Annotated in this window: 33 protein-coding genes; all 33 read right to left on the bottom strand. The window is 56.9% G+C overall.

The window, feature by feature from the left end; genetic code table 11:
• Positions 1 to 11 precede the first annotated feature (11 nt).
• Entirely contained in the window at positions 12 to 398 is a 387-nt protein-coding gene (rplQ, locus tag SFA35_RS03365; protein ID WP_320575192.1) for a 50S ribosomal protein L17, read from the bottom strand.
• Between the two features lie 42 nt (positions 399 to 440).
• A complete protein-coding gene (locus tag SFA35_RS03360; protein ID WP_320575190.1) occupies positions 441 to 1,442 on the bottom strand; it encodes a DNA-directed RNA polymerase subunit alpha in 1,002 nt (333 codons plus the stop codon).
• A gap of 22 nt (positions 1,443 to 1,464) precedes the next feature.
• The gene (gene rpsD / locus SFA35_RS03355) at positions 1,465 to 2,085 is read right to left on the bottom strand and encodes a 30S ribosomal protein S4 (RefSeq protein ID WP_213879483.1); all 621 of its coding nucleotides are present in this window, start codon (positions 2,083 to 2,085) and stop codon (positions 1,465 to 1,467) included.
• 17 nt (positions 2,086 to 2,102) lie between these two features.
• Positions 2,103 to 2,492, bottom strand: a complete 390-nt coding sequence (rpsK, locus tag SFA35_RS03350; protein WP_002555466.1) for a 30S ribosomal protein S11 — start codon at positions 2,490 to 2,492, stop codon at positions 2,103 to 2,105.
• Between the two features lie 30 nt (positions 2,493 to 2,522).
• Complete coding sequence (gene rpsM / locus SFA35_RS03345) at positions 2,523 to 2,879, bottom strand: 30S ribosomal protein S13 (protein WP_320575186.1); 357 nt, start codon at positions 2,877 to 2,879, stop codon at positions 2,523 to 2,525.
• 131 nt (positions 2,880 to 3,010) lie between these two features.
• On the bottom strand, positions 3,011 to 3,127 hold the full coding sequence (rpmJ, locus tag SFA35_RS03340; RefSeq protein ID WP_002555468.1) for a 50S ribosomal protein L36: 117 nt from the start codon (positions 3,125 to 3,127) through the stop codon (positions 3,011 to 3,013).
• Positions 3,128 to 3,156: 29 nt separating this feature from the next.
• Positions 3,157 to 4,488 carry a preprotein translocase subunit SecY gene (secY, locus tag SFA35_RS03335; RefSeq protein WP_320575184.1) on the bottom strand — a complete coding sequence of 444 codons (1,332 nt, stop codon included), beginning with the start codon at positions 4,486 to 4,488 and terminating at the stop codon, positions 3,157 to 3,159.
• Positions 4,489 to 4,923, bottom strand: coding sequence for a 50S ribosomal protein L15 (gene rplO, locus SFA35_RS03330; RefSeq protein WP_320575182.1), 435 nt, complete (start codon positions 4,921 to 4,923; stop codon positions 4,489 to 4,491).
• Positions 4,924 to 4,926: 3 nt separating this feature from the next.
• The gene (rpmD, locus tag SFA35_RS03325; RefSeq protein ID WP_003176408.1) at positions 4,927 to 5,103 is read right to left on the bottom strand and encodes a 50S ribosomal protein L30; all 177 of its coding nucleotides are present in this window, start codon (positions 5,101 to 5,103) and stop codon (positions 4,927 to 4,929) included.
• A 2-nt stretch (positions 5,104 to 5,105) separates the two neighbouring features.
• Positions 5,106 to 5,606, bottom strand: coding sequence for a 30S ribosomal protein S5 (gene rpsE / locus SFA35_RS03320; protein ID WP_213879475.1), 501 nt, complete (start codon positions 5,604 to 5,606; stop codon positions 5,106 to 5,108).
• A gap of 3 nt (positions 5,607 to 5,609) precedes the next feature.
• A complete protein-coding gene (gene rplR / locus SFA35_RS03315; protein ID WP_053162831.1) occupies positions 5,610 to 5,960 on the bottom strand; it encodes a 50S ribosomal protein L18 in 351 nt (116 codons plus the stop codon).
• 10 nt (positions 5,961 to 5,970) lie between these two features.
• Positions 5,971 to 6,504 (bottom strand): 50S ribosomal protein L6, encoded by a 534-nt coding sequence (gene rplF, locus SFA35_RS03310; RefSeq protein ID WP_320575177.1) that lies wholly within the window; start codon positions 6,502 to 6,504, stop codon positions 5,971 to 5,973.
• A 12-nt stretch (positions 6,505 to 6,516) separates the two neighbouring features.
• Entirely contained in the window at positions 6,517 to 6,909 is a 393-nt protein-coding gene (gene rpsH, locus SFA35_RS03305) for a 30S ribosomal protein S8 (protein WP_213879473.1), read from the bottom strand.
• Between the two features lie 211 nt (positions 6,910 to 7,120).
• A complete protein-coding gene (gene rpsN / locus SFA35_RS03300) occupies positions 7,121 to 7,426 on the bottom strand; it encodes a 30S ribosomal protein S14 (RefSeq protein WP_320575171.1) in 306 nt (101 codons plus the stop codon).
• A gap of 13 nt (positions 7,427 to 7,439) precedes the next feature.
• Positions 7,440 to 7,979 (bottom strand): 50S ribosomal protein L5, encoded by a 540-nt coding sequence (gene rplE / locus SFA35_RS03295; RefSeq protein ID WP_320575168.1) that lies wholly within the window; start codon positions 7,977 to 7,979, stop codon positions 7,440 to 7,442.
• A 20-nt stretch (positions 7,980 to 7,999) separates the two neighbouring features.
• Positions 8,000 to 8,314 (bottom strand): 50S ribosomal protein L24, encoded by a 315-nt coding sequence (gene rplX / locus SFA35_RS03290; RefSeq protein WP_002555478.1) that lies wholly within the window; start codon positions 8,312 to 8,314, stop codon positions 8,000 to 8,002.
• 11 nt (positions 8,315 to 8,325) lie between these two features.
• Positions 8,326 to 8,694, bottom strand: a complete 369-nt coding sequence (gene rplN, locus SFA35_RS03285; protein WP_003243907.1) for a 50S ribosomal protein L14 — start codon at positions 8,692 to 8,694, stop codon at positions 8,326 to 8,328.
• Positions 8,695 to 8,717: 23 nt separating this feature from the next.
• Complete coding sequence (rpsQ, locus tag SFA35_RS03280) at positions 8,718 to 8,984, bottom strand: 30S ribosomal protein S17 (RefSeq protein ID WP_213879467.1); 267 nt, start codon at positions 8,982 to 8,984, stop codon at positions 8,718 to 8,720.
• Positions 8,985 to 8,986: 2 nt separating this feature from the next.
• Positions 8,987 to 9,178 carry a 50S ribosomal protein L29 gene (gene rpmC / locus SFA35_RS03275; RefSeq protein ID WP_002555481.1) on the bottom strand — a complete coding sequence of 64 codons (192 nt, stop codon included), beginning with the start codon at positions 9,176 to 9,178 and terminating at the stop codon, positions 8,987 to 8,989.
• Positions 9,178 to 9,591 carry a 50S ribosomal protein L16 gene (gene rplP / locus SFA35_RS03270; protein WP_226507474.1) on the bottom strand — a complete coding sequence of 138 codons (414 nt, stop codon included), beginning with the start codon at positions 9,589 to 9,591 and terminating at the stop codon, positions 9,178 to 9,180. Before rplP ends, rpmC begins: the two co-directional genes overlap by 1 nt.
• Positions 9,592 to 9,603: 12 nt before the next feature.
• Positions 9,604 to 10,290 carry a 30S ribosomal protein S3 gene (gene rpsC, locus SFA35_RS03265; RefSeq protein WP_008065719.1) on the bottom strand — a complete coding sequence of 229 codons (687 nt, stop codon included), beginning with the start codon at positions 10,288 to 10,290 and terminating at the stop codon, positions 9,604 to 9,606.
• 13 nt (positions 10,291 to 10,303) lie between these two features.
• Positions 10,304 to 10,636 (bottom strand): 50S ribosomal protein L22, encoded by a 333-nt coding sequence (rplV, locus tag SFA35_RS03260; protein WP_003103908.1) that lies wholly within the window; start codon positions 10,634 to 10,636, stop codon positions 10,304 to 10,306.
• 11 nt (positions 10,637 to 10,647) lie between these two features.
• Positions 10,648 to 10,923, bottom strand: a complete 276-nt coding sequence (rpsS, locus tag SFA35_RS03255; RefSeq protein WP_002555486.1) for a 30S ribosomal protein S19 — start codon at positions 10,921 to 10,923, stop codon at positions 10,648 to 10,650.
• Positions 10,924 to 10,939: 16 nt separating this feature from the next.
• A complete protein-coding gene (gene rplB / locus SFA35_RS03250) occupies positions 10,940 to 11,764 on the bottom strand; it encodes a 50S ribosomal protein L2 (protein WP_320575156.1) in 825 nt (274 codons plus the stop codon).
• A gap of 14 nt (positions 11,765 to 11,778) precedes the next feature.
• Entirely contained in the window at positions 11,779 to 12,078 is a 300-nt protein-coding gene (gene rplW, locus SFA35_RS03245) for a 50S ribosomal protein L23 (RefSeq protein ID WP_002555488.1), read from the bottom strand.
• Positions 12,075 to 12,677 (bottom strand): 50S ribosomal protein L4, encoded by a 603-nt coding sequence (gene rplD, locus SFA35_RS03240; protein ID WP_320575152.1) that lies wholly within the window; start codon positions 12,675 to 12,677, stop codon positions 12,075 to 12,077. The genes rplW and rplD overlap by 4 nt, the downstream gene beginning before the upstream one ends.
• Positions 12,678 to 12,689: 12 nt before the next feature.
• Entirely contained in the window at positions 12,690 to 13,325 is a 636-nt protein-coding gene (gene rplC / locus SFA35_RS03235; RefSeq protein WP_320575150.1) for a 50S ribosomal protein L3, read from the bottom strand.
• Between the two features lie 80 nt (positions 13,326 to 13,405).
• A complete protein-coding gene (gene rpsJ, locus SFA35_RS03230; protein ID WP_003186070.1) occupies positions 13,406 to 13,717 on the bottom strand; it encodes a 30S ribosomal protein S10 in 312 nt (103 codons plus the stop codon).
• A 157-nt stretch (positions 13,718 to 13,874) separates the two neighbouring features.
• Entirely contained in the window at positions 13,875 to 15,068 is a 1,194-nt protein-coding gene (gene tuf / locus SFA35_RS03225) for an elongation factor Tu (RefSeq protein ID WP_320575147.1), read from the bottom strand.
• A 31-nt stretch (positions 15,069 to 15,099) separates the two neighbouring features.
• Positions 15,100 to 17,202, bottom strand: coding sequence for an elongation factor G (gene fusA / locus SFA35_RS03220; RefSeq protein WP_320575145.1), 2,103 nt, complete (start codon positions 17,200 to 17,202; stop codon positions 15,100 to 15,102).
• Positions 17,203 to 17,232: 30 nt separating this feature from the next.
• A complete protein-coding gene (gene rpsG / locus SFA35_RS03215; RefSeq protein ID WP_002555493.1) occupies positions 17,233 to 17,703 on the bottom strand; it encodes a 30S ribosomal protein S7 in 471 nt (156 codons plus the stop codon).
• Positions 17,704 to 17,822: 119 nt separating this feature from the next.
• A complete protein-coding gene (rpsL, locus tag SFA35_RS03210; RefSeq protein ID WP_213879453.1) occupies positions 17,823 to 18,197 on the bottom strand; it encodes a 30S ribosomal protein S12 in 375 nt (124 codons plus the stop codon).
• 233 nt (positions 18,198 to 18,430) lie between these two features.
• Entirely contained in the window at positions 18,431 to 22,630 is a 4,200-nt protein-coding gene (gene rpoC / locus SFA35_RS03205) for a DNA-directed RNA polymerase subunit beta' (protein ID WP_320575141.1), read from the bottom strand.
• Between the last annotated feature and the right edge of the window lie 58 nt (positions 22,631 to 22,688).

The following is a 22,688-nucleotide window of genomic DNA, read 5'->3' as shown; positions in this document are numbered from 1 at the left end:
ACTGAAACGTCTTACTCAGCGGCTTCTACAACGCCACCGACTGGACGATCAACCAGTTCGACGTACGCCATAGGCGCGTTGTCGCCAGCGCGGAAACCGCACTTCAGGATGCGCAGGTAGCCACCCTCACGGGTTGCATAACGCTTGCCCAGGTCGTTGAACAGCTTGCCAACGATAGCTTTCGAACGAGTACGGTCGAAAGCCAGACGGCGGTTGGATACGCTGTCAACCTTGGCCAGGGTGATCAGCGGCTCGGCAACGCGGCGCAGTTCCTTGGCTTTAGGCAGAGTAGTTTTGATCAGCTCGTGCTCGAACAGCGACACCGCCATGTTTTGGAACATGGCCTTGCGGTGCGAGCTAGTGCGGCTCAGGTGACGACCACTTTTACGATGACGCATGGTTCATTCCTTACCAAACACGACGTTCGGTGATTACGACGATCAGGCAGTCGCCTTGTCGTCCTTCTTAAGACTTGCAGGCGGCCAGTTGTCGAGGCGCATGCCGAGGGACAGACTGCGTGAGCCGAGTACGTCCTTGATTTCAGTCAAGGATTTCTTGCCCAGGTTTGGAGTCTTCAACAGCTCTACTTCGGTGCGCTGAATCAGGTCGCCGATGTAGTAGATGTTCTCCGCCTTGAGGCAGTTGGCCGAACGTACAGTCAGTTCCAGATCGTCAACCGGACGGAGGAGGATCGGATCGATCTCGTCTTCCTGTTCGATTACCACAGGTTCGCTGTCACCTTTGAGGTCGACGAACGCAGCCAGCTGCTGTTGCAGGATGGTTGCAGCGCGGCGGATAGCCTCTTCAGGATCCAGAGTACCGTTGGTTTCCAGATCGATAACCAGTTTGTCCAGGTTGGTGCGCTGTTCGACACGGGCGTTTTCCACCACGTAGGCGATACGGCGTACCGGGCTGAACGAAGAGTCGAGCTGCAAGCGACCGATGCTGCGGCTTTCGTCTTCATCGCTCTGACGCGAGTCGGCTGGTTCATAACCGCGACCACGAGCTACAACGAGCTTCATGTTCAGGGCGCCGTTGGACGCCAGGTTAGCGATTACGTGATCGGGGTTAACGATCTCGACATCATGATCCAGCTGAATATCGGCAGCGGTAACCACCCCCGAACCCTTTTTCGACAAGGTCAGCGTAACTTCGTCACGACCGTGCAGCTTGATAGCCAGACCTTTCAGGTTCAACAGGATTTCAATGACGTCTTCCTGTACACCTTCGATGGCGCTGTACTCGTGGAGTACACCGTCAATCTCGGCCTCGACTACTGCACAGCCGGGCATTGAGGACAACAGGATGCGGCGCAGCGCGTTGCCCAGGGTATGGCCGAAACCACGCTCGAGAGGCTCGAGAGTGATCTTGGCGCGGGTTGGACTGACGACCTGCACATCGATATGGCGGGGCGTCAGGAACTCATTTACCGAAATCTGCATGGATGCACCTATTTTCTAGCCCTTACTTGGAGTAGAGCTCGACAATCAGGCTTTCGTTGATGTCGGCGGACAGATCACTGCGAGCTGGAACGTTCTTGAAAACGCCCGACTTCTTCTCAGTGTCTACTTCTACCCATTCTACGCGGCCACGTTGGGCACACAGATCGAGAGCCTGGACAATGCGAAGTTGGTTCTTTGCCTTCTCGCGGATCGCGACCACGTCACCAGCACGAACCTGGTAGGACGGAACGTTAACGGTCTTGCCGTTGACGCTGATCGACTTGTGCGATACCAGCTGACGAGATTCGGCACGAGTGGAGCCGAAACCCATACGGTATACAACGTTGTCCAGACGGCATTCGAGCAGCTGCAGCAGGTTCTCGCCAGTTGCGCCTTTCTTGCCGGCAGCTTCCTTGTAGTAACCGCTGAACTGACGCTCGAGAACGCCATAGATACGACGGACTTTCTGCTTTTCACGCAGCTGGGTGCCGTAGTCGGACTGGCGGCCACGGCGCTGACCGTGGATACCTGGGGCTGCTTCGATGTTGCACTTCGATTCCAGGGCGCGAACGCCGCTTTTCAGGAACAGGTCAGTGCCTTCACGACGCGCCAGTTTGCATTTTGGACCAATGTAACGAGCCATTATCTATCGTCTCCTGATTACACGCGGCGCTTCTTCGGCGGACGGCACCCGTTATGCGGGATTGGCGTCACGTCGGTGATGCTGGCGATCTTATAGCCACAGCCGTTCAAAGCACGGACAGCGGACTCACGACCTGGACCTGGACCCTTGACGTTGACGTCGAGGTTTTTCAGGCCATATTCCAGCGCAGCTTGACCAGCACGCTCAGCAGCTACTTGAGCCGCGAACGGGGTGGACTTGCGGGAACCGCGGAAACCCGAACCACCGGAGGTAGCCCAGGACAGAGCGTTACCTTGACGGTCGGTGATGGTCACGATGGTGTTGTTGAAAGACGCGTGGATGTGGGCGATGCCATCAACCACTGTCTTTTTTACTTTTTTACGAGGACGAGCAGCAGGTTTTGCCATGACTAGATTCCTGTCGATTCGCTGGTGCGATTACTTGCGGATCGGCTTACGCGGGCCTTTACGGGTACGCGCGTTGGTCTTGGTGCGTTGACCGCGAACCGGCAGACCACGACGATGACGAAGACCGCGGTAGCAGCCCAGATCCATCAAGCGCTTGATTTTCATGTTGATTTCGCGACGCAGGTCGCCTTCAACGGTGAACTTGGCAACTTCGCCACGCAGCAATTCAATCTGCTCGTCGCTCAGATCCTTGATCTTTGCGGCCGGGTTGACCCCGGTGACTGCGCAAATGTTCTGCGCAGTGGTGCGACCAACACCATAGATGTAGGTCAGCGAGATAACAGTATGCTTGTTATCTGGAATGTTGACGCCTGCAATACGGGCCATTCAGTGGGACTCCAATTGACAGCTACCTACGCCCCGGAAGCCAAGAAATAGGGCGCGAGATAATATCGCTGTAGAAACAAATAATCAACCCAGCAGCGCACTAGCTGCTGGGTTTGAAGCACAGATCACAATCAGCCTTGGCGCTGCTTGTGACGCGGTTCCGCGCTGCAAATGACGCGAACAACACCTTCGCGGCGAATAATCTTGCAGTTGCGGCACAGTTTTTTGACCGATGCACGAACTTTCATCACCAAACTCCTCGAACCTTAGGGGGTGCTCAGCGCAGCAGACCGCTGCCACCGTAGCCCTTCAGGTTGGCTTTCTTCATCAGGGATTCGTACTGGTGCGAAACGAGGTGCGATTGTACTTGGGACATGAAGTCCATCACAACCACTACGACGATCAGCAACGAGGTCCCGCCAAGGTAAAACGGAACGTTTGCGGCGACCACCAGGAACTGGGGAAGCAGACAGACGCACATCATGTAGAGAGCACCGAACATGGTCAAGCGGGTCAGAACGCCATCAATGTAGCGCGCCGACTGCTCCCCTGGACGGATGCCCGGAATAAAGGCACCGGACTTCTTCAGGTTTTCCGCTACGTCTTTCGGATTGAACATCAACGCCGTATAGAAGAAGCAGAAGAAAATAATCCCTGCACTAAACAGCAGAATATTCAACGGCTGACCAGGAGCGATCGACTGAGAGAGATCCTGCAGCCAGCCCATACCAGGGGACTGACCGAACCATTGCCCCAGCGAGGCCGGGAACAACAGGATGCTGCTCGCGAAAATGGCTGGAATCACACCGGCCATGTTCACTTTCAGTGGCAAGTGGCTTGTCTGCGCAGCGAAGACCTTGCGGCCCTGCTGACGCTTGGCATAGTGAACGGCAATACGCCGCTGACCACGCTCGATGAACACCACGAAACCAATGATCGCTACCGCCAACAAACCGATCGCAACCAACGCGAAGATGTTGATATCGCCCTGACGTGCAGACTCGAAAGACTGCCCTACTGCTCTCGGAAGACCGGCCACGATACCCGAAAAAATCAACATCGAGATACCGTTGCCCACACCGCGCTCGGTAATCTGCTCGCCCAGCCACATCATGAACATCGCACCGGCCACGAAGGTCGATACGGCGAGCAGATAGAAGCTGATGCCAGCGGAGAACGAAACGCCCTGGTTGGCCAGACCGATCGACATGCCGATCGCTTGAACCAGTGCCAGGACGACGGTGCCATAGCGGGTGTACTGGCTGATCTTGCGACGACCAGCCTCACCTTCCTTCTTCAACTGTTCCAGCTGCGGCGCTACAGCGGACATCAGCTGCATGATGATCGATGCCGAGATGTACGGCATGATCCCCAGTGCAAAGATGCTCATCCGCTCCAGCGCACCGCCGGAAAACATGTTGAACAAGCTAAGAATGGTCCCCTCATTCTGTTTGAACAGATCGGCCAGCCGGTCCGGGTTGATACCTGGAACTGGGATGTGTGCGCCTATCCTGTAGACGACAATCGCCAGGAACAGAAATCGCAGACGAGCCCAGAGCTCGGACAACCCGCCTTTGCTGAGCGCTGAGAGAGCACCTTGCTTAGCCATTTATTCCTCGAACTTGCCGCCAGCTGCTTCGATAGCCGCACGTGCACCTTTGGTGACGGCGATACCTTTGAAGGTGAAAGCGCGAGCAACTTCACCGGACAGCATGATTTTCACACGCTGAACGTTCTGGTTGATCACGTTCGCATCCTTGAGCGATTGCACGGAGACGACGTCGCCTTCAACCTTGGCCAGCTCGGACAGACGCACTTCTGCGCGGTCCATGGCTTTCAGCGAAACGAAGCCGAACTTCGGCAAACGGCGATGCAGCGGCTGTTGACCGCCTTCAAAGCCTGGAGCGATGGTGCCACCGGAGCGGGAGGTCTGACCTTTGTGGCCACGGCCACCGGTCTTGCCCAAACCACTACCGATACCACGGCCCGGACGATGCTTTTCGCGACGGGAACCCGGCGCTGGACTCAGATCATTGAGTTTCATCGATTAACCCTCGACACGCAGCATGTAGTAGGCCTTGTTGATCATCCCGCGATTCTCGGGAGTATCCTGGACTTCTACAGTGTGACCGATGCGACGCAGACCCAGACCCTTAACGCACAGTTTGTGGTTAGGGATGCGGCCGGTCATGCTTTTGATCAGCGTTACTTTAACGGTGGCCATGATCAGATGATCTCCTCAACGTTTTTGCCGCGCTTGGCAGCAATGGACGACGGGGACTGCATCGACTTCAGACCTTTGAAAGTGGCGTGTACCACGTTCACAGGATTGGTCGAGCCGTAGCACTTGGCCAGAACGTTCTGAACACCAGCGACTTCCAGGACGGCACGCATTGCGCCACCGGCGATGATACCGGTACCTTCGGAAGCTGGCTGCATGTAGACCTTGGAGGCGCCGTGGGCGGACTTCATGGCGTACTGCAGGGTGGTACCGTTGAGGTCCACTTGGATCATGTTGCGACGAGCAGCTTCCATCGCCTTCTGGATGGCAGCTGGCACTTCACGAGACTTGCCACGGCCGAAACCAACGCGACCCTTGCCATCACCTACCACGGTCAACGCGGTGAAGGTGAAGATACGGCCGCCTTTTACGGTCTTGGCAACGCGGTTCACTTGAACCAGCTTCTCGATGTAGCCTTCGTCGCGCTTTTGGTCGTTATTTGACATAACTTAGAACTCCAGCCCAGCTTCACGAGCAGCATCAGCCAGCGCTTTCACGCGACCATGGTACTTGAAGCCAGAGCGGTCGAAAGCCACCTGCGAGACACCAGCGGCTTTAGCACGCGTAGCGACCAGCTGGCCAACCTTAGTGGCCGCGTCGATGTTGCCAGTGGCGCCATCACGCAGTTCTTTGTCCAAAGTCGAGGCGCTTGCCAGGACCTTGCTGCCGTCGGCCGAGATGACCTGGGCATAGATGTGCTGCGAAGAGCGGAACACGCAGAGACGCACGACTTCGAGTTCGTGCATTTTCAGGCGTGCTTTGCGAGCTCGACGCAGTCGAGTAACTTTTTTGTCGGTCATTTGCTATGCCCTACTTCTTCTTGGCTTCTTTACGGCGGACGACTTCGTCTGCGTAACGTACACCTTTGCCTTTGTAAGGCTCTGGCGGACGGAAATCGCGGATTTCAGCGGCCACTTGACCCACCAGCTGCTTGTCGATGCCCTTGATCAGGATATCGGTCTGGCTAGGAGTCTCAGCGGTGATGCCTTGCGGCAATTCGTAGTCCACCGGGTGCGAGAAGCCGAGAGCCAGGTTCAGCACTTGGCCTTTGGCTTGAGCCTTGTAACCAACACCGACCAGCTGGAGCTTGCGCTCGAAGCCTTGGCTTACGCCCTGGACCATGTTGTTGACCAAAGCACGGGTGGTACCGGCCATTGCACGGGTCTGTTGATCGCCATTGCGGGCGGCGAAACGCAGCTCGCCAGCTTCTTCAACGATTTCAACGGACGAGTGTACATTCAGTTCAAGAGTGCCCTTGGCACCCTTCACCGAAAGCTGCTGGCCGACGAATTTGACTTCGACACCGGCTGGCAGCTTTACGGGGTTCTTAGCGACGCGAGACATGCTTATCCCCCCTTAGAACACTGTGCAAAGAACTTCGCCGCCGACACCGGCAGCGCGCGCAGCACGATCCGTCATCACACCCTTGTTGGTGGAGACGATGGATACGCCGAGACCGCCACGAACTTTTGGCAGGTCATCAACGGATTTGTACTGACGCAGGCCGGGACGGCTGACGCGTTTGACTTCCTCGATGACCGGACGGCCTTCGAAGTATTTGAGCTCGATGGAAAGCGACGGCTTGGTTTCGCTGCTTACCTGAAAACCCGCGATATAGCCTTCGTCCTTCAGAACTTTGGCCACAGCTACCTTCAACGTGGAAGACGGCATGCTTACGACGGACTTTTCAGCCATCTGGGCATTACGGATTCGAGTTAGCATGTCCGCTAACGGGTCCTGCATACTCATGGGCTTGACGCTCCTGATACAAAAATTATTAGCCTTGCGGCTACAACGTCGCCGAGACAGTAAAACCGGTCCAAAAACCCGGGCTCTGGCGAGCCGGCAATTCTAGACGCACCCCACAAATGAATCAAGCCCCATGAGGGGCTTGATTCAGTCGCAGGGTACCGGCGGTCGGTTGATTGCTCTCCCGATCACCGGGACTCGGCGGTACGACTTACCAGCTGGCCTTGACCAGACCTGGTACGTCACCGCGCATGGCGGCTTGACGCAGCATGTTACGGCCCAGGCCGAACTTGCGGTATACGCCGTGTGGACGGCCAGTCAGGCGGCAGCGGTTACGCATGCGCGAAGCGCTGGCGTCACGTGGCTGCTTCTGCAGGGCGATCGAGGCATTCCAACGGTCTTCGTCACTTGCGTTCAGATTCACGATGATTGCTTTCAGCTCTGCACGCTTCTTGGCGTACTTGGCGACCGTCAGCTGACGCTTCAGCTCACGGTTTTTCATGCTCTTCTTGGCCATTTTCCTACTCCAATCAGTTGCGGAACGGGAATTTGAAAGCACGCAGCAGGGCGCGACCTTCATCATCCGAACGAGCAGTGGTGGTCAGGGTAATGTCCAGACCGCGCAGGGCATCGATCTTGTCGTAATCAATTTCCGGGAAAATGATCTGCTCTTTCACGCCCATGCTGTAGTTGCCACGACCATCGAAGGACTTGGCATTCAGGCCGCGGAAGTCGCGAACCCGAGGCAGGGAGATCGCCAGCAGGCGGTCCAGGAATTCATACATACGATCGCGACGCAGGGTCACCTTGACACCAATCGGCCAGCCCTCGCGGACCTTGAAGCCCGCGATGGATTTGCGAGCGTAGGTCACGACGGCTTTCTGGCCGGTGATCTTTTCCAGGTCAGCTACAGCGTGCTCGATGACTTTTTTGTCGCCGATTGCTTCGCCGATACCCATGTTCAGGGTGATCTTGGTAACGCGCGGAACTTCCATCACGTTCGCCAGCTTGAGTTCTTCTACAAGCTTGGGAGCGATTTCCTTCCGGTAAATCTCTTTGAGTCGTGCCATGGTCTTCTACCTAGCAGTGTTCAAGCATCAACCGCTTTTTGGGTCGACTTGAAGACACGAATTTTCTTGCCGTCTTCAACTTTGAAACCAACGCGGTCAGCCTTGTTGGTTGCGCCGTTGAAAATGGCGACGTTGGAAGCGTGCAGTGGCGCTTCTTTCTCGACGATACCGCCCTGTACGCCCGACATCGGGTTAGGCTTGGTATGACGCTTCACCAGGTTGATCCCACCGACGACCAGACGGTCATCAGCGAGAACCTTGAGCACCTTACCGCGCTTACCTTTGTCTTTGCCGGCGATCACGATGATCTCGTCGTCACGACGAATCTTTTGCATGTCGGATCTCCTTACAGCACTTCTGGGGCGAGCGAGACGATCTTCATGAACTTCTCGGAACGAAGCTCACGGGTCACTGGCCCAAAGATACGGGTGCCGATCGGCTCTTGCTTGTTGTTCAACAGAACAGCAGCGTTGCCGTCAAAGCGGATAATGGAGCCGTCAGCGCGACGAACACCGTGGCGAGTGCGGACTACAACAGCAGTCATCACCTGGCCTTTCTTCACTTTGCCGCGAGGAATTGCTTCCTTGACGGTCACCTTGATGATGTCACCGATGCCAGCGTACCGGCGGTGCGAACCGCCCAATACCTTGATGCACATGACGCGACGAGCGCCGCTGTTATCGGCCACATCGAGCATGGATTGAGTCTGAATCATAAAATTTCTCCGACCCTTAGCCCTTAGACTTCAACAGCGCGTTCGAGAACTTCAACCAGGGCCCAGGACTTGGTCTTGGCCAGCGGACGGGTTTCGCGAATGGAAACCTTGTCGCCGGTTTTGCACTGATTGGTTTCGTCGTGTGCGTGTAGCTTAGTCGAACGCTTGACGTATTTACCGTAGATCGGGTGCTTTACGCGACGCTCGATCAACACGGTGATGGTTTTGTCCATCTTGTCGCTGACGACACGGCCAGTCAGCGTACGGACGGTTTTTTCGGCTTCAGCCATGATCACTTACCTGCCTGCTGGTTGAGCACAGTTTTCACGCGAGCGATGTCGCGCTTCACTTGCGAGAGCAGGTGAGACTGCCCCAACTGGCCAGTTGCTTTCTGCATACGCAGATTGAACTGGTCGCGCAGCAAGCCGAGCAGTTGCTCGTTCAGTTGCTGTGCTGATTTTTCACGAAGTTCGTTCGCTTTCATCACATCACCGTCCGCTTAACAAAGGAGGTGGCGAGAGGCAGCTTTGCAGCTGCCAAGGCGAAAGCCTCACGCGCCAGCTCTTCAGTGACACCCTCGATTTCATACAGGACTTTGCCTGGCTGAATCTGGGCAACCCAGTACTCGACGGAACCCTTACCTTTACCCATCCGCACTTCGAGAGGCTTCTTGGAGATCGGCTTGTCCGGGAATACACGGATCCAGATCTTGCCGCCACGCTTTACGTGACGGGTCAGAGCACGACGTGCCGACTCGATCTGACGGGCGGTGAGACGACCGCGGGCAACAGCTTTCAAGGCGAATTCGCCGAAGCTGACTTTGCTACCGCGCAGTGCCAGACCACGGTTGTGGCCAGTCATCTGCTTGCGGAACTTCGTACGCTTTGGTTGCAACATTTGGCGTACCCCTTATTTAGCAGCTTTTTTACGAGGCGCTGGTGCTTGAGGTTTCAGTTCTTCCTGGCGACCACCAATTACTTCGCCTTTGAAGATCCAAACCTTGACACCGATCACACCGTAGGTGGTGTGGGCTTCGTAGTTGGCATAGTCGATGTCGGCACGCAGGGTGTGCAGAGGCACACGACCTTCGCGATACCATTCAGTCCGCGCAATTTCAGCACCGCCCAGACGACCGCTCACTTGGATCTTGATGCCCTTGGCACCGATCCGCATGGCGTTCTGAACAGCGCGCTTCATGGCGCGACGGAACATCACACGACGCTCCAGCTGCTGAGCTACGCTTTGCGCAACCAGCATACCGTCGAGCTCCGGCTTGCGGATCTCTTCGATATTGATGTGCACAGGCACACCCATTTGCTTGGTCAGGTCCTGACGCAGCTTCTCGACATCTTCACCTTTCTTCCCGATAACGATACCAGGACGAGCGGTGTGGATGGTGATCCGTGCAGTCTGAGCCGGGCGATGGATATCGATACGGCTTACGGACGCGCTTTTTAGTTTGTCTTGGAGGTATTCACGCACCTTCAGATCTGCGAGCAAATAGTCCGCATAAGTCCGACCGTCTGCGTACCAGACGGAGGTGTGCTCCTTGACGATTCCCAGGCGAATGCCAATGGGATGTACTTTCTGACCCATCTGATCGACTCCGTTACTTGTCAGCAACCTTGACAGTGATATGGCAAGACCGCTTGACGATGCGATCAGCCCGGCCTTTGGCACGTGGCATGATGCGCTTCAGCGAACGCCCTTCGTTGACGAAAACAGTCGAAACCTTCAGGTCATCGACGTCTGCGCCTTCGTTGTGCTCGGCGTTGGCTACGGCCGACTCCAGCACTTTTTTCATGATTTCAGCGGCTTTCTTACTGCTGAAAGCCAACAGGTTGAGCGCTTCGCCCACCTTCTTCCCGCGGATCTGGTCGGCGACCAAGCGGGCTTTCTGGGCGGAGATTCGAGCGCCCGACAACTTAGCGGCTACTTCCATTTCCTAACCCCTTAACGCTTGGCTTTCTTGTCAGCCACGTGCCCACGATAAGTGCGGGTACCGGCAAACTCGCCCAGTTTATGGCCGACCATGTCTTCGTTCACGAGAACGGGGACGTGTTGACGACCGTTGTGTACCGCGATGGTCAGACCGACCATTTGTGGCAGGATCATCGAGCGACGCGACCAGGTTTTCACCGGCTTGCGATCGTTCTTTTCCGCCGCCACTTCGATCTTCTTCAGTAGGTGAAGATCAATAAAAGGACCTTTTTTCAGAGAACGTGGCACTGTCGTATCCCTCTATTTACTTGCGACGACGGACGATCATGTTGTCGGTACGCTTATTACCACGAGTCTTCGCGCCCTTAGTCGGGAAGCCCCATGGCGATACCGGATGACGACCACCGGAGGTACGACCTTCACCACCACCATGTGGGTGGTCAACCGGGTTCATGGCAACACCACGAACGGTTGGGCGAACGCCACGCCAGCGTTTGGCACCGGCTTTACCCAGCGAACGCAGGCTGTGCTCGGAGTTCGAGACTTCGCCCAGGGTCGCGCGGCATTCAGCCAGCACTTTACGCATCTCGCCGGAGCGCAGACGCAGAGTTACATAAACACCTTCACGAGCGATCAGCTGGGCCGAAGCGCCTGCCGAACGAGCGATCTGAGCGCCTTTACCAGGCTTCAGCTCGACGCCGTGGATGGTGCTACCCACTGGGATGTTGCGCAGTTGCAGCGAGTTACCTGGCTTGATCGGAGCGAGAGCGCCCGAGATCAGCTGGTCGCCAGCGCTCACGCCTTTAGGGGCGATGATGTAGCGGCGTTCGCCGTCTGCGTACAGCAGCAGTGCGATGTGAGCAGTACGGTTTGGATCGTATTCGATACGCTCGACGGTGGCAGCGATGCCATCCTTGTCGTTGCGACGGAAGTCGACCATACGGTAATGCTGCTTGTGGCCACCACCGATATGACGGGTGGTGATGCGGCCATTGTTGTTACGACCACCAGACTTCGATTTCTTCTCGAGCAGCGGTGCGTGAGGAGCGCCTTTATGCAGCTCCTGGTTGACCACCTTGACCACGAAACGGCGGCCAGGGGAAGTCGGTTTGCATTTAACGATTGCCATGATGCACCCCTTCCTTACTCAGCACTGCTGCTGAAATCGAGATCTTGGCCTGGCTGAAGGGAGATAACTGCCTTCTTCCAGTCATTACGCTTGCCCAGACCGCGAGCAGTGCGCTTGCTTTTACCCAGAACGTTCAGGGTAGTGACGCGCTCTACTTTCACGCTGAACAGGCTTTCGACGGCCTTCTTGATTTCCAGCTTGGTTGCGTCGGTTGCAACCTTGAAAACGAACTGGCCTTTCTTGTCAGCCAGAACCGTAGCCTTTTCGGAAACGTGCGGGCCAAGCAGAACTTTAAATACGCGTTCCTGGTTCATCCCAGCAGCTCCTCGAATTTCTTCACGGCCGACACGGTGATCAACACCTTGTCGTATGCGATCAGACTAACTGGATCGGAACCCTGCACGTCACGTACATCGACGTGTGGCAGGTTGCGAGCAGCCAGGTACAGATTCTGGTCAACAGCGTCGGACACGATCAGAACGTCGGTCAGACCCATGCCGTTCAGCTTGCTCAGCAGGTCTTTGGTTTTCGGTGCATCGACAACGAAATCCTGGACGACGACCAGACGGTCGGTACGCACCAACTCAGCGAGGATGGAGCGCAGTGCTGCGCGATACATCTTCTTGTTGAGCTTCTGCGAGTGGTCCTGAGGACGCGCTGCGAAGGTGGTACCACCGCCACGCCAGATTGGGCTACGGATAGTACCGGCACGTGCACGGCCAGTACCCTTCTGACGCCACGGGCGCTTGCCGCCACCACGAACGTCGGAACGGGTTTTCTGCTGGCTGGTGCCTTGACGGCCGCCGGCCATGTAGGCCACGACTGCTTGGTGCACCAACGTCTCGTTGAATTCGCCGCCGAAGGTCAGTTCGGAAACTTCGATCGCCTGAGCGTCATTTACATTTAATTGCATTTCAGCTTCCCCTTAACCGCGAGCCTTGGCTGCCGGACGCACAACCAAATTGCCGCCGGTAGCGCCAGGAACGGCACCCTTGACGAGCAGCAGATTGCGTTCAGCGTCTACGCGTACGACTTCGAGGGACTGAACGGTCACGCGCTCGGCGCCCATGTGACCGGACATTTTCTTGCCCTTGAATACACGACCAGGAGTCTGGCACTGGCCGATGGAGCCAGGGACACGGTGGGAAACAGAGTTACCGTGGGTATTGTCTTGACCGCGGAAGTTCCAACGCTTGATGGTACCGGCAAAGCCTTTACCTTTCGACTGACCGGTAACGTCTACCAGCTGGCCTGCAGCGAAGAGTTCAGCGCTGATCAAGTCGCCAGCCTGGTACTCGCCTTCTTCAAGACGGAATTCCCAGACGCCACGGCCTGCAGCAACGTTTGCTTTGGCGAAGTGACCTGCTTGAGCAGCAGTCACGCGCGAAGCACGACGCTCACCGACAGTGACTTGCACTGCACGATAGCCATCGGTTTCTTCAGTTTTGAACTGGGTGACGCGATTCGGCTCGATCTCGATGACCGTAACCGGAATGGAGACACCTTCTTCGGTAAAAATGCGGGTCATACCGCATTTACGACCGACTACACCAATAGTCATGTTGTAACCTCATGAGTGTACGGGGCTTTCACCCGCTATGGCCGCCCATTTCAGAGCGTTACACGACTAAGACCCGAGTCTTAGCCGAGGCTGATCTGTACTTCCACACCGGCCGCCAGATCAAGCTTCATCAGCGCATCAACGGTTTTATCCGTTGGCTGGACGATGTCCAGAACACGCTTATGAGTGCGAATCTCGTACTGGTCACGCGCGTCTTTGTTGACGTGCGGGGAAACCAGAACGGTGAAACGCTCTTTACGGGTAGGCAGTGGAATTGGACCACGCACTTGTGCACCAGTACGTTTCGCGGTTTCCACGATTTCCTGGGTGGATTGGTCGATCAGGCGATGGTCAAAAGCCTTCAACCTGATACGGATTTGCTGATTTTGCATTGGATTTCAGACTCCGGCTGCTATTCCCACCGAGCGCAATACGCCCGATTAAAGGAGGCGCAATTCTATAGACGCGCCCATGGGGTGTCAACCCAATAAAAAAGCCCCCGCTGAGCGGGGGCTTTCTCAAAGCATCGATGCTATCTCAAAAAGAGAATTACTCGATGATTTTGGCAACGACGCCGGCGCCGACGGTACGACCGCCTTCACGGATAGCGAAGCGCAGACCGTCTTCCATTGCGATGGTCTTGATCAGGGTGACAGTCATCTGAATGTTGTCACCTGGCATTACCATTTCAACGCCTTCCGGCAGTTCGCAGTTACCGGTCACGTCGGTGGTCCGGAAGTAGAACTGTGGACGGTAGCCTTTGAAGAACGGAGTGTGACGGCCGCCTTCTTCCTTGCTCAGAACGTACACTTCAGCGGTGAACTTGGTGTGCGGCTTGACCGAACCTGGCTTGACCAGAACCTGGCCACGCTCAACGTCGTCACGCTTGGTACCGCGCAGCAGCACGCCGCAGTTCTCGCCAGCACGACCTTCGTCGAGCAGTTTGCGGAACATTTCAACACCGGTGCAGGTGGTGACGGTAGTGTCACGCAGACCAACGATTTCCAGCGAATCCTGAACCTTGACGATACCGCGCTCGATACGACCGGTAACAACAGTACCGCGGCCGGAGATCGAGAACACGTCTTCGATTGGCATCAGGAATGGCTTGTCGGTCAGACGAACTGGTTCTGGGATGTAGCTGTCCAGAGTCTCTACCAGTTTACGAACGGCAGTGGTGCCCATTTCGTTGTCGTCCAGGCCTTCCAGAGCCATACGAGCGGAACCGATGACGATCGGAGTGTCGTCGCCTGGGAAGTCGTAGGTGGACAGCAGGTCACGAACTTCCATCTCGACCAGTTCCAGCAGCTCTGCGTCGTCTACCAGGTCAGCCTTGTTCAGGAAGACCACGATGTACGGAACGCCTACCTGACGGGACAGCAGGATGTGCTCACGGGTTTGTGGCATCGGACCATCGGCGGCCGAGCAAACCAGGATCGCGCCGTCCATCTGGGCAGCACCGGTGATCATGTTCTTCACGTAGTCAGCGTGACCTGGGCAGTCAACGTGAGCGTAGTGACGAATGGTCGAGTTGTACTCAACGTGAGCGGTGTTGATGGTGATACCGCGAGCTTTTTCTTCTGGTGCGCTGTCGATCTTGTCGAAGTCAACACGAGCCGAACCGAAAACTTCGGAGCAGACGCGAGTCAGAGCAGCGGTCAGAGTGGTTTTACCGTGGTCAACGTGACCGATGGTGCCAACGTTGACGTGCGGAAGGGAACGATCAAATTTTTCTTTAGCCACGACAATTAACTCCTAGCCTAAAGGGGCTGAATCAGCCTTGTTTTTTAACGATAGCTTCGACGATGTTCGACGGAGCCTCGGAGTATTTGGAGAATTCCATAGAGTAGCTCGCGCGACCCTGGGACATGGAACGAACGTCGGTCGCATAACCGAACATCTCGCCCAACGGCACTTCAGCGCGGATAACCTTGCCGGAGACCGTATCTTCCATACCCTGGATCAGACCACGACGACGGTTCAGGTCACCCATCACGTCACCCATGTAGTCCTCAGGTGTTACAACTTCAACCTTCATGATCGGCTCAAGAACAACACCGCCACCTTTGGTAGCCAGTTGCTTGGTCGCCATGGAGGCTGCCACCTTGAACGCCATCTCGTTGGAGTCGACGTCGTGGTAAGAACCATCGAAAACGGTCGCCTTCAGGCCGATCAGCGGATAGCCGGCAACAACGCCGTTCTTCATCTGCTCTTCGATACCCTTCTGGATAGCCGGGATGTATTCCTTTGGAACCACACCACCGACCACTTCGTTTACGAATTGCAGACCTTCCTGACCTTCGTCAGCAGGAGCAAAACGGATCCAGCAATGGCCGAACTGGCCACGACCGCCGGACTGACGAACGAACTTGCCTTCGATCTCACAAGCCTTCGTGATTTTCTCACGATAGGACACTTGTGGTTTACCGATGTTGGCTTCGACGTTGAACTCGCGGCGCATCCGGTCAACCAGGATGTCCAGGTGCAGTTCGCCCATGCCGGAGATGATGGTTTGACCCGTCTCCTCATCGGTCTTGACGCGGAAAGATGGGTCTTCCTGAGCCAGCTTGCCCAGTGCGATACCCATTTTTTCCTGGTCGTCCTTGGTCTTTGGCTCAACGGCAACCGAGATAACCGGCTCCGGGAAGTCCATGCGAACCAGGATGATCGGCTTTTCCAGCGAGCACAGGGTGTCGCCGGTGGTCACATCTTTCATGCCGATCAAGGCCGCGATGTCACCCGCCAGTACTTCTTTGATCTCTTCGCGGCTGTTGGCGTGCATCTGCACCATACGGCCAACACGCTCTTTCTTGCCCTTTACCGAGTTCAGGACGGTGGTCCCGGACTCCAGCTTGCCCGAGTAGACGCGAGCAAAGGTCAAGGTACCCACGAATGGGTCGGTCGCGATCTTGAACGCCAGAGCCGAGAACGGCTCGTTGTCGTCTGCGTGACGTTCCATTTCGATGGTCTCGTCATCCAGGTCGGAACCTTTGATGGCGGGAATGTCGACTGGAGCCGGCAGGTAGTCGATGACGGCGTCGAGAACCAGGGGGACACCCTTGTTCTTGAACGAAGAGCCGCAGACAGCCAGGACGATTTCGCCAGCGATGGTGCGCTGACGCAGAGCGGCCTTGATTTCCTCGATGGTCAGTTCCTCACCTTCGAGGTACTTGTTCATCAGCTCTTCAGTGGCTTCGGCCGCAGCCTCGACCATGTTGTTGCGCCACTCTTCAGCCAGCTCCTGCAGCTCGGCAGGGATCGGACCACGGATGGCCGAAGTACCCTTGTCGCTCTCGTCCCAGCGAACAGCTTCCATGGTCAGCAGATCGATCTGACCTTCGAAGTTGTCTTCCGAGCCGATAGCCAGCTGGATAGGCACCGGGGTGTGACCCAGGCGCTGCTTGATCTGACCGATCACGCGCAGGAAGTTTGCGCCGGCACGGTCCATCTTGTTGACGTAAACAAGACGCGGAACGCCGTACTTGTTGGCTTGACGCCATACGGTTTCCGACTGCGGCTCAACGCCGGAGGTACCGCAGAACACAACGACAGCGCCGTCGAGTACGCGCAGCGAGCGCTCTACTTCGATGGTGAAGTCAACGTGGCCGGGGGTGTCGATGATGTTGAAGCGATGCTTCGGGAACTGCTTGGTCGAGCCTTCCCAGAAAGCGGTGGTCGCAGCGGAGGTAATGGTGATACCCCGCTCCTGCTCCTGCACCATCCAGTCCATGGTCGCGGCGCCATCATGCACCTCGCCCATCTTGTGGTTTACGCCCGTGTAGAACAGGACGCGCTCGGTAGTCGTGGTCTTACCCGCGTCTACGTGAGCAACGATACCGATGTTACGGTAGCGCTTGATATCGGTTGTACGAGCCATAAAGCCCTCGCAAGATAAATGACGCTGGATTTAGAAGCGGTAGTGCGAGAACGCTTTGTTGGCTTCAGCCATACGGTGAACGTCTTCGCGCTTCTTAACTGCAGCACCTTTGCCTTCGGCAGCATCCAACAGCTCGCCAGCCAGGCGCAGGGCCATGGACTTCTCGCCGCGCTTGCGGGCGAAGTCTACCAGCCAGCGCATGGCCAGGGCGTTACGACGGGACGGGCGAACTTCGACCGGAACCTGGTAAGTAGCACCGCCTACACGGCGCGACTTTACTTCGACCAGCGGAGCGATGGCGTCGAGAGCTTTCTCGAAGATTTCCAGGGGGTCGCTGTTCTTGCGTTCTTTAACCTTTTCCAGCGCGCCATAAACGATACGCTCGGCAACGGCTTTCTTGCCGCTTTCCATCACGTGGTTCATGAACTTGGCCAGGATCTGGCTGCCGTATTTTGGATCGTCAAGCACTTCGCGCTTGGCTGCTACGCGTCTTCTTGGCATGGATAAGCCCTCAAACGGTCTTCAGGTTAGCTCGGAACAACCTGCCCTGTGGACGGGCGCCCGACCTTACTCTTATCGACTCAGAAAAATAGAAAATTGCTGTGTGCCGCAAGCGACCATTACTTCTTCGGACGCTTGGTACCGTATTTCGAACGACCTTGGTTACGACCTTTGACGCCGGAGGTATCCAGGGAGCCGCGAACGGTGTGGTAGCGAACACCTGGCAAGTCTTTTACACGACCGCCACGGATCAGCACAACGCTGTGCTCTTGCAGGTTGTGGCCTTCACCACCGATGTACGAGGAAACCTCGAAACCGTTGGTCAGGCGCACGCGGCATACTTTACGCAGTGCCGAGTTAGGTTTTTTCGGCGTGGTGGTGTACACACGGGTGCACACGCCACGACGTTGCGGGCAGTTCTGCAGCGCAGGTACGTCGGATTTCTCGACGATACGCTTACGCGGCTGACGTACCAGCTGGTTGATAGTTGCCATCTACTAGCTCCACTGTTGTCTTGCGACGCTATTGTCTTGCAAGAAAGCAAAAATGGCAGGGCATGACCCTGTCAAATCTCCCCGCCAATTTTAGGGGTACAAGAGTCTAAAGAAACCTCGCTCCCCAGTCAAGACAAAGCCCCGGCCTCCTCCCCTGCCGAACCCCGTCAGAGACGGGGCCCTGCGGTTGAGACAACCAGGGCCCTGCTTTCGTTTACCTGGAACCCTTCAGCTTAGCTGCCGCTGGAGTTCAAGGCTTCGGTCAGTGCAGCTTCTACTTCGCTGGCGCTGACACGAGTCGGTTTGTCCAGTTCACGGCGACGCTTGCGCTCGCTGTGGTAGGCCAGACCGGTACCGGCCGGGATCAGGCGACCCACGACCACGTTTTCCTTCAGGCCACGCAGGTAGTCGCGCTTGCCGGTGACGGCCGCTTCGGTCAGAACTCGCGTGGTTTCCTGGAAGGAAGCCGCGGAGATGAACGATTCGGTCGACAACGAGGCCTTGGTAATACCCAGCAACACACGGGTGTACTTGGCCACGAACTTGTCGTCGGTGCTCAGGCGCTCGTTTTCACCGAGAACGTGAGTCAGTTCCATCTGGTCGCCCTTGATGAAGCTGGAATCACCCGACTCGGCAATCTCGACCTTGCGCAGCATCTGGCGCAGGATGGTCTCGATGTGCTTGTCGTTGATCTTCACGCCTTGCAGACGGTAAACGTCCTGAATCTCGTTGACGATGTACTTGGCCAGCGCGCTTACACCCAGCAGACGCAGGATGTCGTGCGGATCGCTCGGACCGTCGGAGATAACTTCGCCGCGGTTCACTTGTTCGCCTTCGAAGACGTTCAGGTGACGCCACTTCGGAATCAGCTCTTCGTACGGATCGGTACCGTCGTTCGGAGTGATGACCAGACGGCGCTTGCCCTTGGTCTCCTTGCCGAATGCGATGGTGCCGCTGACTTCCGCCAGAATCGACGCTTCCTTCGGACGACGCGCTTCGAACAGGTCGGCAACACGCGGCAGACCACCGGTGATGTCACGAGTCTTCGACGTTTCCTGCGGGATACGGGCGATAACGTCACCCACACCCACCTGCGCACCGTCCGCCACGCCGACCAGGGCGTTGGCTGGCAGGAAGTACTGAGCCGGTACGTCGGTACCTGGCAGCAGCAGATCCTTGCCATCGATGCCGACCATCTTCACAGCCGGACGAATTTCCTTGCCAGCCGCTGGACGATCCTTCGGATCCAGTACTTCGATGTTGGTCAGGCCGGTCAGTTCGTCGGTTTGACGCTTGATCGTGATGCCTTCTTCCATGCCCACGTAGGTCACGGTACCTTTCATCTCGGTGACGATCGGGTGAGTGTGCGGGTCCCACTTGGCCACGATGGAGCCAGCGTCGACCTTGTCGCCTTCCTTCACCGAAATCACGGCGCCGTACGGCAGCTTGTAGCGCTCGCGCTCACGACCGAATTCGTCGGCAATCGCCAACTCACCGGAACGGGATACGGCAACCAGGTTGCCATCCAGACGCTCGACGTGTTTCAGGTTGTGCAGACGGACAGTACCGCCATTCTTCACCTGAACGCTGTCGGCCGCCGAGGTCCGGCTCGCCGCACCACCGATGTGGAACGTACGCATGGTCAGCTGGGTACCCGGCTCACCGATGGACTGGGCAGCGATAACGCCAACCGCTTCACCGATGTTCACCTGGTGACCACGGGCCAGATCGCGGCCGTAGCACTTGGCGCAGATCCCGTAACGGGTTTCGCAGCTGATTGGCGAGCGCACGATCACTTCGTCGATGCTGTTCAGCTCGATGAATTCGACCCACTTCTCGTCGACCAGGGTGCCCGCAGGAACGATGACGTCCTCGGTACCTGGCTTGAACACGTCACGGGCGATCACTCGGCCCAGTACGCGCTCACCCAACGGCTCGACGACGTCACCGCCTTCGATGTGCGGAGTCATCAGCAGACCGTGTTCGGTACCGCAGTCGACTTCAGTCACCACCAGGTCTTGCGCGACGTCTACCAGACGACGAGTCAGGTAACCGGAGTTCGCGGTTTTCAACGCGGTATCCGCCAGACCTTTACGCGCACCGTGAGTCGAGATGAAGTACTGAAGTACGCTCAGGCCCTCACGGAAGTTCGCAGTGATCGGCGTTTCGATGATGGAGCCGTCCGGCTTGGCCATCAGGCCACGCATACCGGCGAGCTGACGGATCTGCGCAGCAGAACCCCGTGCGCCGGAGTCGGCCATCATGTACATCGAGTTGAACGACTCTTGATCGACTTCCACGCCATGACGGTCGATAACCCGCTCTTTCGAGAGGTTCGACATCATTGCCTTCGACACTTCGTCGTTGGCCTTGGACCAAAGGTCGATCACCTTGTTGTATTTCTCGCCCTGGGTCACCAGACCCGAAGCGTACTGGCTCTCGATCTCTTTCACTTCATCGGTGGCAGCACCGATGATGGCGGCCTTCTCATCCGGGATAACGAAGTCGTTAACACCGATGGAGACACCGGAAATGGTCGAGTACGCGAAACCGGTGTACATCAACTGGTCAGCGAAGATCACGGTCTCTTTCAGACCGACCACGCGGTAGCACTGGTTGATCAGCTTGGAGATCGCCTTTTTCTTCATCGGCAAGTTGACGACGTCGAAGGACAGGCCTTTTGGTACAACCTGGAACAGCAGCGCACGGCCGACAGTGGTGTCGACGATACGGGTGCCGCTCACGCTGCCGCCGTCACGATCATTCACGGTTTCGTTGATACGAACCTTGATCTTGGCGTGCAGCGCTGCTTCGCCGGCGCGGAATACCCGGTCGACTTCCTGCAGGTCGGCAAAGATACGGCCTTCACCCTTGGCATTGATCGCTTCACGGGTCATGTAGTACAGACCCAATACAACGTCCTGCGACGGAACGATGATTGGCTCACCGTTGGCGGGCGACAGGATGTTGTTGGTCGACATCATCAGCGCGCGGGCTTCGAGCTGGGCTTCCAGGGTCAGCGGTACGTGGACCGCCATCTGGTCGCCGTCGAAGTCGGCGTTGTACGCGGCGCAGACCAGAGGGTGCAGCTGGATGGCTTTACCTTCGATCAGAACCGGTTCAAACGCCTGGATACCCAGACGGTGAAGCGTCGGTGCACGGTTGAGCAGCACGGGGTGTTCGCGAATCACTTCGGCGAGAACGTCCCACACTTCCGGCAGTTCGCGCTCGACCATCTTCTTGGCAGCCTTGATGGTGGTCGCCAGACCACGCATTTCCAGCTTGCCGAAAATGAACGGCTTGAACAGCTCGAGGGCCATCTTCTTCGGCAGACCGCACTGATGCAGACGCAGGGTCGGGCCTACGGTAATTACCGAACGACCCGAATAGTCCACACGCTTGCCGAGCAGGTTCTGACGGAAACGACCCTGCTTACCCTTGATCATGTCGGCCAGGGATTTCAGAGGACGCTTGTTCGAGCCGGTGATGGCGCGACCGCGACGACCGTTGTCGAGCAGGGCATCCACAGCTTCCTGCAGCATGCGCTTTTCGTTGCGCACGATGATATCGGGAGCGGACAGATCCAGCAGACGCTTCAAACGGTTGTTACGGTTGATCACTCGACGATACAGATCGTTGAGGTCGGAAGTCGCGAAACGACCGCCATCCAGCGGAACCAGTGGACGCAGGTCTGGCGGCAGAACCGGCAGAACGGTCAACACCATCCACTCAGGCAGGTTGCCGGAACCCTGGAAGGCTTCCATCAACTTCAGGCGCTTGGACAGCTTCTTGATCTTGGTTTCGGAGTTGGTCTGCGGAATCTCTTCGCGCAGGCGGCCGATCTCGTGTTCCAGGTCGATAGCGTGCAGCAGTTCGCGGACAGCCTCGGCCCCCATGCGGGCGTCGAAGTCGTCACCGAACTCTTCGAGTGCTTCGAAGTACTGCTCGTCGTTGAGCAGCTGGCCTTTTTCCAGGGTGGTCATGCCCGGGTCGATAACGACATAGCTCTCGAAGTAGAGAACGCGTTCGATATCACGCAGGGTCATGTCCATCAGCAAGCCAATACGCGACGGCAGCGATTTCAGGAACCAGATGTGAGCAACCGGCGAAGCCAGTTCGATGTGCGCCATGCGCTCACGACGAACCTTGGCCAGCGCAACTTCAACGCCGCACTTTTCGCAGATCACGCCACGGTGCTTGAGGCGCTTGTACTTGCCGCACAGGCACTCGTAGTCCTTGACTGGGCCAAAGATCTTGGCGCAGAACAGGCCGTCACGCTCGGGCTTGAACGTACGGTAGTTGATGGTTTCCGGCTTTTTAACTTCACCGAACGACCACGAACGGATCATCTCAGGCGACGCGAGGCCGATGCGGATAGCATCGAACTCTTCGACTTGACCCTGGTTTTTCAGCAAATTCAGTAGGTCTTTCAAGGCCTTTCCTCCTGGCGGAGCAGGGAGCGAGCTTCAAGGGCCCGCTCCCATTCGCGTC

This window comes from Pseudomonas sp. HR96 (assembly GCF_034059295.1).
GTDB lineage: Bacteria > Pseudomonadota > Gammaproteobacteria > Pseudomonadales > Pseudomonadaceae > Aquipseudomonas.
The sequence above is the reverse complement of the archived record's forward strand: the minus strand, read 5'-3'. Positions and strand labels throughout refer to the sequence as shown.